Genomic DNA, 12,269 nt, shown 5'->3' with positions numbered 1-12,269 from the left:
CCATCAATCTCGCATGCGGCCCGCGGGTCACGCAACGGCTTAAACACTTTTTCATCGGTTGGCCGGATGCTGGGTGCGGATCAGACCGGAATTGAACATCATGAGCCTTGCACAGAAACTGGCACAGGAACGGCGCGCGCGTCTCGCGGCCGAGCGGATGCTGGAAATGAAACAGGCCGAGCTTTACGCGGCCAATCGCAAGCTGGGTCGCCACGCCATGGCCCTGACCAAGCGCATCGGTGAGACTCAGGCCGAGGTTGAGACGGTCCGGGATGAAAACGAAAAGGTCAAATCCGATCTGACAGTGGCGCATGCCAAGGTCGAGGTTGCAGAACGCCGCCTGTGGCATTCGATCCAGACGATTCAGGACGGGTTCGCATTTTTTGACGGTGAAAGCCGCCTGATCAGCGCCAACACCGCTTATCTGAGCGTGTTTGAGGGGTTGGATGAGGTCGCGCCGGGTATCTCATACACCCGGATTCTCGACCTGCTGACGACCGAGGGGATCGTGGATATCGGCGATGAGAAAGCCGCCGCATGGCGCGCCCGGATGCAGGATCGATGGGCATTGGCAAATCCGCCGTCCGAGGTAATTCAATTGTGGAACGGCGAATACATCCGTCTGATCGATCAACGCGGCAATGGCGGCGATGTGGTCAGCCTGGCGCTGAACATTACCGCCTCGGTCCGGCACGAGGCTGAATTGCAGGCCGCCCGCGACCGGGCCGAGGCCGCCAACCGCGCCAAGTCGGCTTTCCTCGCGAATATGAGCCACGAAATTCGCACACCGATGAACGGCATCGTCGGCATGACCGAGTTGCTGTCCGAAACCCCGATGGACGAGGAACAACGCCTTTACGTCAACACCATCCGTAACTCGGGCGAGGCGCTGCTGGTTATCATCAATGACGTGCTGGATTATTCGAAGATCGAAGCCGACAAGCTGATCCTGCATCCCGAACAGTTCGATCTGGAACGCTGCATTCTGGAAGTGGCGATGCTGTTGCAGCCCAGCGTGCGGGACAAGGGGCTGACGCTGCTGGTGGATTACGACCTGTTCCTGCCGACGCTGTTTGTGGGCGATCCGGGTCGGGTGCGGCAGGTGCTGACCAACTTGGTGGGCAACGCCGTCAAATTCACCAGTGACGGTCACGTCCTGATCCGGGTCACTGGTGTGCCGCATCCGGACACGCAGGAATGCGACATCCATATCGCTATCGAAGACACCGGCATCGGGATCGCGCCGGACAAGATCAGTCACATCTTTGGCGAGTTCAATCAGGTCGAGGATGAGCGTAATCGCCAATTCGAAGGCACCGGGCTGGGTCTTGCGATCACCAAGCGCCTGATCACCATGATGGGCGGCACAGTCTGGGTCGAAAGCGAGGTGGGGCAGGGCTCTTGCTTTGGGTTCCGGGTGTCGCTGCCCACCGCCGAAGGTCCTCAGCCCGCGCCGCCTGATCTGGATGGTCGCCTGAAACATGTGATGGTGGTCGAAGATATGGCCGTGAACCGCGCCATCCTTGCCAAGCAACTCGGCCGCCTTGGCGCAGACGTCACGATGTGCGCCTCGGGGGGTGAGGCTTTGGCAAAGCTGGATGCAACCGTCGATCTGGTCCTGTGTGACCACGACCTGCCGGATATGGACGGGCTGGAACTTGCGACAACTGTGAAAGATCGCGGCTGGTCAGAGCTGCCGGTGGTGATCATGTCGGCAAATCCGGGCGTCATCTACGCCGATCCCGCCCGGCACCTGATCGAAGGCGTTCTGCAAAAGCCAATCCCGCGATCCGAGCTTTACAGCCGCCTCATGGCGCTGGGCAACGCCGCGTTGAAACCCGACCCCCCGGAAGTGGCCGAAGCTGGCTCTGCGCAGAAACCAGAACGCCAAAGGCGGATGCGAGTCCTTGCGGCCGAGGACAATCGCACCAACCAACTGATCCTGAAGAAGATGGTGAAAGACCTGAACATCGATCTTCAGTTTGCAGGCAATGGGCTAGAGGCGGTTGAAACCTATCAGGAATTCGCCCCTGACCTGATTTTCATGGACATTTCCATGCCTAAAATGGACGGCAAGCAGGCGACCGCCGAAATCCGGCGGCATGAGATTGAAACGGGCGGCCATGTCCCCATTGTTGCCCTGACCGCGCATGCCATGGCGGGTGACGATCAGGGCATCCTGTCCGCCGGGCTTGATCACTACCTGACCAAACCGCTGCACAAGAAGCTGATCCACCAGATGATTCTGGATCACCGCCCGGATGAAGCCCAACCGGTCTCGGACAGCCCGGCACCGACAGGCTAGCGCCGCTCGCCCCACACACGCCACGCTTCAAACCGCGCAACCGGATCCCCTTCATCTGGCCAAAAATATCTCGGGGAGCGCGAGGGGCAGCGCCCCTCGCTCCGCCATCAACAACCAGGACCACAGGCCGGTTTCATGCGTAAGGTTCACGCCTGATAAGGGCGCAGGAAAACCGGCTTGTTTTCCTCAGACAGTTCCGGGCGGTATTCGTAACCTCCGCTGTCGAAATCGAGCAGCCCTTTGGGATCGGTCAACCGATGCTGAATGATATAGCGCGCCATCGCGCCGCGCGCTTTCTTGGCAAAGAAGCTGACGATCTTGGGTGTGCCGCCTTTGTCTTCCATGAACACGGGCGTGATCACCCGCAGTTTCAGCGCCTTCAGGTCGACCGCACCGAAATATTCCTGACTGGCGCAGTTCACCAGAACATCGCCGCCAATCTCTTCGGCCTGCGCGTTCAGCGCCTTGCTCAACTGGTCGCGCCAGTATTCATAAAGGTTCTTGCCGCGGCGGGTCTTCAGTTTGCTGCCCATCTCCAACCGATAGGGCTGAATCGCATCCAGCGGGCGCAGGACACCGTAAAGACCCGACAGAATGCGCAGATGATCCTGCGCCCAGGCCATCTCGTCCGCGTCCAGCGAGGCTGCCTCGAGCCCCTGATAGGTATCCCCGGCAAAGGCCAGCGCGGCGGGGCGGGTGGTGTCAGCCTCAGGCGCGTCGGCAAAGGCGCGATAGCGGTCGCGGTTCAGGCGGGCCAGATCGTCGCTCAGGTCCATCAGCTTTTTCAGATCGCCCAGCGTCAGGTTGCGGGCGGTTTTCGACAGGCGGATCGCGTCGTCCTGAAAATCGGGTGCTGTGACCTCAATATCCCGCTCTGCCCAGTCCAGCCGTTTGGCCGGGGAAATCACTACCAGCATATCCGCCCTCGTTCCTTGCCTGATGCCGGGTATTTAGCCCGCATCCCGCAGCACGTCCAGAAAGGCCGCGCCAAACCTTTCGTGACGGCGGTCGCCCAGCACCATCTCGATCCCGCGTGGGTCGTCGGCGCGCAGTTGTGCCACCTTGGCCAATTGCGATGCGGAGCAGGTCAGCGGCTTGTCGATCCCGTCCGGGCCACGCGACAGCTGAGACTGCACCTCAAGCAAACGGTCATAAATCTCGCCCTGATCGCGCCCTGCCAGTTTGCGGCGCGCCGGGTGAACGGCCTCGACCGCGCCCGCAATCACCTCCAGAAACGTATCGCCGTAGCGTTCCAGCTTCTTCGCGCCGACCCCGCCGATCCGGGCCATGTCGTCCAGGGTCGCGGGGCGGGTCTCGGCCATTTGGATTAGGGTGCGGTCGGGGAAGATGACATAGGCCGGAACCCGCGCGGATTCGGCCAAGGCGCGGCGCTTGGCCTTGAGCGCCGATAGCAGCGGTGCATCTTCTTCGGACACCATCGCCTTGACCGCTGGTCGCCGGGTGGCCTTGCGGATCGTGTCCTTGCGCAGGTTGATCTGCGCCTCGCCCTTGAGGATCGGCTTGGCGGCCTCAGTCATGCGCAGCGCGCCGTGGCGGTCCGGGTCGGGGCGGACCAGATCGTGGCCCATCATCTGCCGGAAAATCGCCTGCCATTGGGGCCGCGACCAATCCTTGCCGATGCCATAGGTGGGCAGGTCATCGTGACGGCGGGCGCGGATCTTGTCGGTCTCATTGCCCAGTAGAATGTCGATCAGATGGCCCGCGCCGAACCATTCCTCGGTCCGCAGGGTCGCCGACAGGGCCATGCGGACAGGGGTTGTGCCGTCGAAGACCTCGGGCGGAGTATCGCACAGGTCGCATTTGCCGCAGGGTTCAGCCTGTTCCCCGAAATAGCCCAGCAGGGTCTGACGGCGGCAAACCAGCGCCTCGGCCAGCCCCAGCAAGGCGTTCAGCCGCGCATGATCGGCCATGCGCCGTTCAGGTGGGGCCAGGCCTTCGTCGATCTGGGATCGACGCAGACGGATGTCATCCGGCCCAAACAGGGTCAGCGTCTCGGCAGGGCCACCATCGCGTCCGGCGCGGCCGATTTCCTGATAATAGGCCTCGATGGATTTGGGCAGGTCCGCATGGGCGACCCAGCGGATATCGGGTTTGTCGATGCCCATGCCAAAGGCGACCGTGGCGACGACGATCAGCCCATCTTCGCGGGCGAACCGAGTTTCGACGATGCGGCGGTCCTCGGCCTCCATCCCGCCGTGGTAATGACAGGCCGAATGACCCTCGGCCCGCAGCGCCTGCGCCAGCACCTCGGTCTTGTTGCGGGTGCCGCAATAGACAATGCCCGACTGGCCCTTGCGGGCACCGGCAAAGTCGAGGACCTGCTTGCGCGGCCCATCCTTGGCGGCAAAGGCCAGATGGATATTGGGCCGGTCGAACCCGCGCAGGAACTTGCGCGGGGCCGTGCCGTCGAACAGTTTCTCGACAATTTCGTCCTGCGTTTCCGCATCCGCCGTGGCGGTGAAGGCGGCCAGCGGCACGTTTAATGCGCGGCGCAGCTCTCCGATCCGCAGGTAATCGGGGCGGAAATCATGGCCCCATTGGCTGACGCAATGCGCCTCGTCCACGGCTATCAGGCTGACATTGATCCGACGCAGCATCCCCAGCGCCGACCCGGCGGCCAGACGTTCGGGGGCCATATAGAGCAGCTTCAGCCGTCCGGCCTCCAGCGCCTCCCACACCGCATCGGTTTCTTCCTGTGTATTGCCGGATGTTAGCGCCCCGGCCTCAACGCCCGCTTCCTGCAAGCCGCGAACCTGATCGCGCATCAGGGCGATGAGCGGAGAGATCACCACCGTCACCCCGTCGCGCAGCAGGGCAGGCAGTTGGAAACAAAGGGATTTACCGCCCCCCGTGGGCATGATCGCCAGCACGTTTTCGCCAGCGGTCACGGCATCGACAATCTCTTCCTGCCCGGGGCGGAAGGCGTCGAATCCAAAGACATCTCGCAGCAAAGGCGCGGAGTCGAACATCTGCGGGGGTGCCCTGTTTTAAGGTTTGTCTGCTCTTAAGACAGGACAATCACATACTAAGATTCGGTGAACAAGGCCTCAGACAAAATAGCCCATATTGTTGATCAGGATGATCCGCAGCGCATAGACCCCGATCAGCACCACCAAAGGTGTCAGGTCCAGCCCGCCCATATTGGGCAGAACACGGCGGATCGGGCCATATATAGGCTCTAACAAACGGTTCAGGCCGTACCAGATTTGCGCGACCAGTTGTTGATGCAGGTTGAGCACCTGAAAGTTGATCAGCCAGCTCATGATCACATGGGCAAGGATGATGAACCAGACAATGTCCAGGATCAGCAGCAGGATTTGGATCAGCGACAGCATGGGCACTCCGTTCTTTCACCGAACAGAGACCTAAGCGCCCCTGTCGCAAAGAGCAAGTCCGGCCCAACTGAAAGCTTGCGAATTGGGACAAAGCCCCGTCTTATGAAGACAAAGAAGAACAGGGGCAGTCATGGCAGAGATTTCCAAGCGCAAGCGCATCTGGGGATGGTGGTTTTTCGACTGGGCCAGCCAGCCATATCACACTTTGCTGGTGACATTTGTGTTCGGCCCTTATTTCGCAGGGGTCGCCGCCGGGTATTACGCCAATACCGGGCTGGAAACCGAGGCCGCCGCCGCGCAGGCGCAGACGGTTTGGGCGAATTGCCTGACCATCACCGGGCTGATCATTGCGTTTGGAGCGCCCCTGTTGGGGGCGATGGCGGATGTGTCGGGGCGGCGTATCCCGTGGATTTTCGCCTTTTCGGTGATGTACGCGGTGGGCTCGGCCGCGCTGTGGTACACGATGCCCGATGGCTCGAACATGTGGCTGATGCTGTCGGCCTTTGGTCTGGGCTTTGTGGGCGCAGAATATGCGCTGATCTTCATCAACTCGCAGTTGCCCGATCTGGGGGACGACGATGAGGTGGGCGAGATTTCAGGCTCGGGCTTTGCGTTCGGGTATTTCGGCGGTCTGATCTCGCTCGCGATCATGCTGGCGCTGTTTGTGGAACAGCCCAATGGCAAGACCCTGATCGGAATGGAGCCATTGTTCGGGCTGGACGCCGCCGCGCGAGAGGGCACGCGTTTTGTCGGTCCGTTCACCGCCGGGTGGTTCGTTCTGTTCATGGTGCCCTATTTCCTGTGGGTGCGCGATGATCCGCAAACCGAAAAGAAGGGCAGCGTCGGAGAGGCGTTGCGCCTTTTGGGCAAGTCGATCGCCGCCTTGCGTCATCGGGGCAGTCTGGCGGCCTATCTGGGTTCGTCCATGTTCTACCGCGACGCGCTGAACGGGCTTTACAGCTTTGGCGGCGTTTACGCACGGCTGGTGCTGGAATGGGATCTGATCAAGATCGGCGTGTTCGGGATCGTCAGCGTTCTGGCCTCGGCCATCTTTGCTTGGATCGGCGGCAAGATGGATCGGAAATACGGCCCTAAACCGGTGATTTTGACCGCGATCTGGGTGCTGATCTTTGTCTGCGCCACCGTGGTGATGATGGACCGGACGCAGATTTATGGCATCAGCCTGCCCGAAGGGTCCAACCTGCCGGATCTGGTGTTCTTTGGCTGCGGCGTTCTGATCGGCGGCATGGGGGGGATTCTGCAATCGGCCAGCCGCTCGATGATGGTGCGCCACACGGATCCCGCCACCCCGGTTGAAAGCTTTGGGCTTTATGGTCTGTCGGGTCGCGCCACAGCCTTTGCCGCGCCGCTGCTGATCGGGATTGCCACAACCGTGACTGGCAGCGCGCGACTGGGGGTGTCACCCATCGTCCTGTTGTTTATTCTGGGGCTGTTCCTAATGCGCTGGGTGAAACCGGAAGGGGATCAGAGCAGATGATTTTACGACGTTTTTTGATAGTTTTGGCCGCGCTTACCCTGGCAAGTACAGCAACGGCCGAGCCTTTGGCCAAACAGTTATTTGGCGCGCAGAGGGCCAGTTCACAGCAAAAACCGGCCGCTTTCGGCAGTTATTCGCGCGGCTGCGCTGCCGGTTCAGTGCAGTTGCCGGAAACCGGGCCCACATGGCAGGCGATGCGGCTGTCGCGGAACCGAAACTGGGGCCATCCAGAGGCAATCGACTACGTGCAGGACCTCAGCCGTTTTGCCGCCAAACAACCGGGGTGGAACGGCCTTTATATCGGGGATATCAGCCAGCCGAGGGGCGGGCCGATGACCTCGGGCCATCGCTCGCATCAACTTGGGTTGGACATCGATATCTGGATGCTGCCCGGCGGTGATATGCGCCTTAGCCGCACTGCGCGCGAGAACCTTTCTTCCATCTCCCTACGCCGCTCTGGCGGGGCCTTTGTGAACGGCAACTGGACCCCTCAGCACCACGCGATCCTGCGTGAAGCTGCCAAAGACAAACGCGTGGCGCGGATCTTTGTCTTTCCCGGTGCCAAGGTTCAGATGTGCAACAACGAGACAGGCAACCGCGCCTATCTGCGCAAGATCAGGCCGTGGTGGGGGCATCACTATCACTTCCACGTCCGTCTGAAATGCCCGCGCGGATCGCGTGGTTGCGTCAATCAGGATCCGCCGCCCCGGGGCGACGGGTGCGCTCAGGCGCAGGAATGGGTGAACAACATCCTCAACCCTCCGCCACCCGACCCGAACGCCCCAGCCCCCAAGAAACGCCGGGAGTATGTTCTGGCTGATTTACCCCAGCAATGCGCCGCCGTTTTGTCGTCCAACTGATAGCAGCGGCGGCTATTGCGGGATCGGTCGGGGCCGTTGAGGTCAAAACCGCCACGCAACTTGGCAGCTATGTCTGGAGGCATAACGCCGAATGGTTCGGCGGGTTTTCGGCCATCCATATGTCGGAAAACGGCACTCACATCACGGTGCTCAGCGACCGGGCAACGCTGGTCACGGCCCGCATCGCCCGTGACGGGGATCAGATCACCGACATCCGAATTCTGGGCCAATGGCCTGTTCTGTCCAGCGCGGGCCGCATCATGCTGGGCTATGCGGGGGATTCCGAAGGCATCGCAATGGCGCCGGATGGCGGGTTCTATATTTCGTTCGAAGGCGTGCATCGCGTGGCCTATTACCCGGCGCCGGGAACAAGGGCCCAGGTCTTGCCCCGGCCCAAGGCGTTTGACGGTCTGGATCGCAACGGCTCGTTCGAAGGGCTGGCAATCGACGATCAGGGTCGCCTTTATACCCTGACCGAGAAAAGCCGCACGGCGCAGGGGGACATCCCTGTCTATCGCTGGAATGGGCGCGCGTGGTCTACGCCCTTTGTCCTGCTGCAACGCGGGGATTTCCGGCCTGTGGCTGGCGATTTCGGCCCGGATGGGCGGTTTTATGTGTTGGAACGCACCGCTTCCATAACCGGCTTTCGGTCGCGCCTGCGGCGGTGGGATGTCTCTGATGACACGCCAAAGGCCGAAGAAACCCTGATTGAGACAGGCAAAGGCGCGCATGACAACCTCGAAGGGCTGTCGGTCTGGCGCGATGAACAGGGCCGATTGCGCGCCACCATGATCTCGGATGACAACTTTCTGGCGCTGCAACGGACCGAGTTGGTGGAATACCTGCTGCCCGATTGACAGGCCGCAGGCAAAGGTCTAAACGCACGGCTTGCCTTGGGATGAGCCCTTGGCCAAGTCGCCGCTACCTTGTCAAAACGGGCATCAAAATATGCAACGCAGCTTTATTCCCGGCATTCTTGCCATGGCCGCCATTGTCGTGGCCTCGAACATCCTGGTCCAGTTCCTGATCCTTGACGGGCTGTTGACCTGGGGTGCCTTCACCTATCCGCTGGCCTTTCTGGTCACTGACATCATGAACCGCGTCTATGGCGTGGGCCCGGCCCGCAAGGTCGTGTTTGCCGGGTTTGTCACCGGTATCATCTGCTCGCTGATCGGCAGCCAGATCGTGCTGCAAGGGGACGGCTTCACCTATACCGCCGTACCGCTGCGGATCGCAGTCGCGTCGGGTACCGCCTTCCTGATCGCACAGCTGACCGATGTGACCATCTTCAATGCGATGCGCGGCGGTCGCTGGTGGCGCGCGCCGCTAGTCTCAACCCTTGTGGGCTCGGCTTTGGACACTGCGATCTTCTTTACCCTCGCCTTCTCGGCCTCGGTTACGGTCTTCGGTGCTGGCGCAGACGCAGCCATCAGCTGGGCGTGGGAGCCTGTGCCCTTCATGCTGTCCGGCCCGATGGCCCCCCTGTGGGTCACACTGGCCTTTGCCGATTGGCTGGTGAAACTGTCCCTGGCGCTGATCGCGCTGATTCCGTTCAAGGTGATTGTTTCCCGCCTGACTGCGCAGCCCGCGTAAAAAACGTTTGGAGAATGGCACAACTTGTGCCACCATCCTTTTCAACCGCAACAGATAGAAAAGGAGGTGATCCAGTGTCGAGAAAGAGATTGGAGAGAGGTGTCGGAACAACCGGGGGGATCGCCTGCTAGGGCAGCCCTTGGCGGAGCGCTCGCTCCGGCTGGTCGATTGATCTAACCGACCCGACCTCCTGAACTTTCGAAGGGCCGTCCCGCCGGGGCGGCCCTTTCTGTTTCTGTGTGGTCCCTGTAAGGTCCGCCTCATGTTGCGCATCACCGACGAGATCACCCTGCAGGACTGGGAAATGACGGAAAGCTTCGTGCGGTCCTCTGGCCCCGGCGGGCAGAACGTCAACAAGGTGTCCACCGCCGTCGAGTTGCGGTTCGAAGCCGCGCGCTCGCCTTCACTGCCCGACCCGGTGAAGAACAGGCTGAAACGGCTGGCCGGGCGGCGCTGGACCAAGGATGGCGCGATCATCATCCAATGCGAAGAAACCCGATCTCAGGCCCGCAACCGCGAACTTGCCCGCGCCCGACTGGCCGAACTGATCGCCCGCGCGCTGGTCAAACCCAAACGGCGGGTCGCGACGAAACCGACCTATGGGTCGGTCAAACGGCGGTTGGCAGCGAAAAAGGCGCGTGGTGACGTCAAGGCGCTGCGTGGCAAAGTGTCGGAAGAATGATCTGGCATCTTTGCGATGCGTTGCTACTCTGCCCCTGACAGGCAGGAGGGCAACATCATGAGGCTGGACGGAAAAACCGCAATCGTGACCGGCGCGGCGTCCGGGTTCGGGGCAGGGATCGCACAGAAGTTTCTGGCCGAAGGGGCCCGTGTGATGATCGCCGATATAAACGGCGACGCAGCGCAGGACATGGCCGCGCAACTTGGACCAAACGCCTTGGCGCAGCAGGTGGATGTGGGTGACCGTGTCTCGGTCCAGGCCATGGCCGATGCAGCCTATGCCACATACGAACATCTCGACATTCTGGTCAACAATGCGGGCGTCACGCATCTGCCCACACCGCTGGAAGATGTCAGCGAGGATGACTTTGAACGCGTCTTCAATGTGAACATGAAATCCGTCTACCTGACCGCCCGCGCCTTTGTCCCCGCGATGAAGGCCCGCGGCGCGGGGGCTATCCTCAACGTCGCCTCCACAGCAGGCCTGTCGCCGCGCCCTAACCTGAACTGGTATAACGCCTCCAAGGGCTGGATGATCACCGCAACCAAGACCATGGCCGTTGAACTCGCCCCCTCTGGTGTGCGGGTGAACGCGATCTGCCCGGTGGCGGGTGAAACCCCGCTATTGAAATCCTTCATGGGCGAAGACACGCCCGAGATTCGCGCCAAGTTTCTCTCAACAATCCCGCTCGGCCGCTTCTCGACCCCCGAGGACATGGCCAACGCCGCCCTGTTCTTGTGCTCGGACGAAGCCAGCATGATCACCGGAACCGCATTGGAGGTCGACGGTGGCCGTTGCATCTGATCCGCTCTTCATCTGGCTAAAAATATCCCCGCCGGAGGCAGCGCGCCTGCGCGCTTCCCGGCCCCAACCTCGACAAAATCAATGACCCCTGGACCCAGAAATCTGATCACCGATGTCCCTGGCCTGCGGGTCGGCAACGCGCAGGATGGCACGCTGAAATCCGGCACAACCGTCCTGACGGCGGATGCGGCCTTCACAGCTTCGGTCCATGTGATGGGCGGCGCGCCGGGAACGCGCGAAACCGATCTGCTTGCGCCGGACAAATCGGTTACACGGGTTGATGCGATTGCGCTGTCCGGTGGTTCGGCCTTCGGGCTGGATGCGTGTTCGGGCGTCTCCGATGCGCTGCGGGCGCAGGGCCGGGGGTTTCCGGTCGGGGACACTGTGGTTCCGATCGTGCCGGGCGCGATCCTGTTCGATCTGCTGAATGGCGGCGACAAGGAGTGGGAGGAAAACCCCTATCGCGCATTGGGGCGCAGCGCGTTCGAAAACGCCAGCGAAGACTTCGCGCTGGGTACGGCGGGCGCAGGCACGGGTGCTCTGGCGGCGATGCACAAGGGCGGGCTGGGCTCCGCCTCGCTGGTGCTGGAAAGCGGTATCACCGTTGGCGCGCTGGTTGCGGCCAACCCGCTGGGCAGCGTCACCACACCGGGTGAGCGTCATTTCTGGGCGGCGCCGTTTGAAATCGGGGATGAATACGGCGGTTTAGGCCCTGATCCCAATGCCGGTCTGGGCCGTCCGCCCCCCAGTCGCAAGGCACAGGCGATGCGCGGCGATCCCGAGAAAACAAACACCACGATCGCGATTGTCGCCACCGATGCCGCTTTGTCGAAACCTCAGTGCCAGCGCGTTGCCGTGGCGGCCCATGACGGCATCGCCCGCGCTGTGCTGCCGGCGCATACGCCGGGCGACGGGGATCTGGTCTTTGGGGTCGGCACCGGGGCAAGGACACTGTCCTCTGACGCCGAGCTTGGGATGATCGGCCACGCGGCTTCGATCTGCCTTGCACGTGCCATTGCGCGCGCGGTTTATCTGGCGACCCCGGCACAAGGCGATCTGTTGCCCTGTTGGTCCGTGTTACATGACTTAAGTTAAGGACAGCCTCTATGTCGCAGTGGCAGAGTGTCGTCACGCGGCAATCTGCCGGTTGACTCTTTTTTGTACCGACGGT

At 61.6% G+C, this 12,269-nt stretch carries 11 protein-coding genes; 8 read left to right on the top strand and 3 right to left on the bottom strand.

Annotation, left to right across the window (positions count from 1 at the left end):
* Positions 1–100 precede the first annotated feature (100 nt).
* Positions 101–2,305 (top strand): response regulator, encoded by a 2,205-nt coding sequence (locus tag ACR0C9_RS07985; protein ID WP_170623320.1) that lies wholly within the window; start codon positions 101–103, stop codon positions 2,303–2,305.
* A gap of 146 nt (positions 2,306–2,451) precedes the next feature.
* Here the strand turns inward: ACR0C9_RS07985 and yaaA are convergent, their stop codons facing one another.
* The 3 genes from yaaA to ACR0C9_RS07970 all read right to left on the bottom strand — a co-directional run bounded on the left by yaaA (position 2,452) and on the right by ACR0C9_RS07970 (position 5,661).
* Positions 2,452–3,222, bottom strand: coding sequence for a peroxide stress protein YaaA (gene yaaA / locus ACR0C9_RS07980; RefSeq protein ID WP_170623318.1), 771 nt, complete (start codon positions 3,220–3,222; stop codon positions 2,452–2,454).
* Positions 3,223–3,255: 33 nt separating this feature from the next.
* Positions 3,256–5,295 (bottom strand): DNA helicase RecQ, encoded by a 2,040-nt coding sequence (gene recQ, locus ACR0C9_RS07975; protein ID WP_480780746.1) that lies wholly within the window; start codon positions 5,293–5,295, stop codon positions 3,256–3,258.
* Positions 5,296–5,373: 78 nt separating this feature from the next.
* Positions 5,374–5,661, bottom strand: coding sequence for a YggT family protein (locus tag ACR0C9_RS07970; protein WP_170521175.1), 288 nt, complete (start codon positions 5,659–5,661; stop codon positions 5,374–5,376).
* Between the two features lie 130 nt (positions 5,662–5,791).
* On the opposite strand from ACR0C9_RS07970, the gene ACR0C9_RS07965 reads away from it, so the two are divergent.
* From ACR0C9_RS07965 to ACR0C9_RS07935, 7 genes are all read left to right on the top strand, one after another.
* Positions 5,792–7,159, top strand: a complete 1,368-nt coding sequence (locus ACR0C9_RS07965; RefSeq protein ID WP_480780745.1) for an MFS transporter — start codon at positions 5,792–5,794, stop codon at positions 7,157–7,159.
* Positions 7,156–8,019, top strand: a complete 864-nt coding sequence (mepA, locus tag ACR0C9_RS07960) for a penicillin-insensitive murein endopeptidase (RefSeq protein ID WP_170453555.1) — start codon at positions 7,156–7,158, stop codon at positions 8,017–8,019. Before ACR0C9_RS07965 ends, mepA begins: the two co-directional genes overlap by 4 nt.
* A complete protein-coding gene (locus ACR0C9_RS07955) occupies positions 7,992–8,876 on the top strand; it encodes an esterase-like activity of phytase family protein (protein WP_170453556.1) in 885 nt (294 codons plus the stop codon). The genes mepA and ACR0C9_RS07955 overlap by 28 nt, the downstream gene beginning before the upstream one ends.
* Positions 8,877–8,967: 91 nt before the next feature.
* Complete coding sequence (locus ACR0C9_RS07950; protein ID WP_170453557.1) at positions 8,968–9,612, top strand: queuosine precursor transporter; 645 nt, start codon at positions 8,968–8,970, stop codon at positions 9,610–9,612.
* A gap of 262 nt (positions 9,613–9,874) precedes the next feature.
* Complete coding sequence (arfB, locus tag ACR0C9_RS07945; RefSeq protein WP_170453558.1) at positions 9,875–10,294, top strand: alternative ribosome rescue aminoacyl-tRNA hydrolase ArfB; 420 nt, start codon at positions 9,875–9,877, stop codon at positions 10,292–10,294.
* 57 nt (positions 10,295–10,351) lie between these two features.
* Positions 10,352–11,098: an SDR family oxidoreductase gene (locus ACR0C9_RS07940; RefSeq protein ID WP_170453559.1), complete on the top strand. Its 747-nt coding sequence runs from the start codon at positions 10,352–10,354 to the stop codon at positions 11,096–11,098.
* A gap of 81 nt (positions 11,099–11,179) precedes the next feature.
* Positions 11,180–12,193, top strand: a complete 1,014-nt coding sequence (locus tag ACR0C9_RS07935) for a P1 family peptidase (RefSeq protein ID WP_170453560.1) — start codon at positions 11,180–11,182, stop codon at positions 12,191–12,193.
* The last annotated feature ends 76 nt before the right edge of the window (positions 12,194–12,269 follow it).

Source organism: Ruegeria sp. C12 (genome assembly GCF_056537745.1).
Note: the sequence above shows the minus strand (reverse complement) of the source record. Positions and strands in the feature narration are given on the sequence as shown.

What these genes read in the sequence shown, in the direction of transcription:
- recQ (WP_480780746.1), bottom strand. Translation starts at nt 5,295, where the DNA reads ATGTTCGACTCCGCGCCTTTGCTGCGAGATGTCTTTGGATTCGACGCC.
- ACR0C9_RS07965 (WP_480780745.1), top strand. Translation starts at nt 5,792, where the DNA reads ATGGCAGAGATTTCCAAGCGCAAGCGCATCTGGGGATGGTGGTTTTTC.
- ACR0C9_RS07955 (WP_170453556.1), top strand. Translation starts at nt 7,992, where the DNA reads ATGCGCCGCCGTTTTGTCGTCCAACTGATAGCAGCGGCGGCTATTGCG.
- ACR0C9_RS07935 (WP_170453560.1), top strand. Translation starts at nt 11,180, where the DNA reads ATGACCCCTGGACCCAGAAATCTGATCACCGATGTCCCTGGCCTGCGG.
- ACR0C9_RS07950 (WP_170453557.1), top strand. Translation starts at nt 8,968, where the DNA reads ATGCAACGCAGCTTTATTCCCGGCATTCTTGCCATGGCCGCCATTGTC.
- ACR0C9_RS07940 (WP_170453559.1), top strand. Translation starts at nt 10,352, where the DNA reads ATGAGGCTGGACGGAAAAACCGCAATCGTGACCGGCGCGGCGTCCGGG.
- ACR0C9_RS07985 (WP_170623320.1), top strand. Translation starts at nt 101, where the DNA reads ATGAGCCTTGCACAGAAACTGGCACAGGAACGGCGCGCGCGTCTCGCG.
- yaaA (WP_170623318.1), bottom strand. Translation starts at nt 3,222, where the DNA reads ATGCTGGTAGTGATTTCCCCGGCCAAACGGCTGGACTGGGCAGAGCGG.
- ACR0C9_RS07970 (WP_170521175.1), bottom strand. Translation starts at nt 5,661, where the DNA reads ATGCTGTCGCTGATCCAAATCCTGCTGCTGATCCTGGACATTGTCTGG.
- mepA (WP_170453555.1), top strand. Translation starts at nt 7,156, where the DNA reads ATGATTTTACGACGTTTTTTGATAGTTTTGGCCGCGCTTACCCTGGCA.
- arfB (WP_170453558.1), top strand. Translation starts at nt 9,875, where the DNA reads ATGTTGCGCATCACCGACGAGATCACCCTGCAGGACTGGGAAATGACG.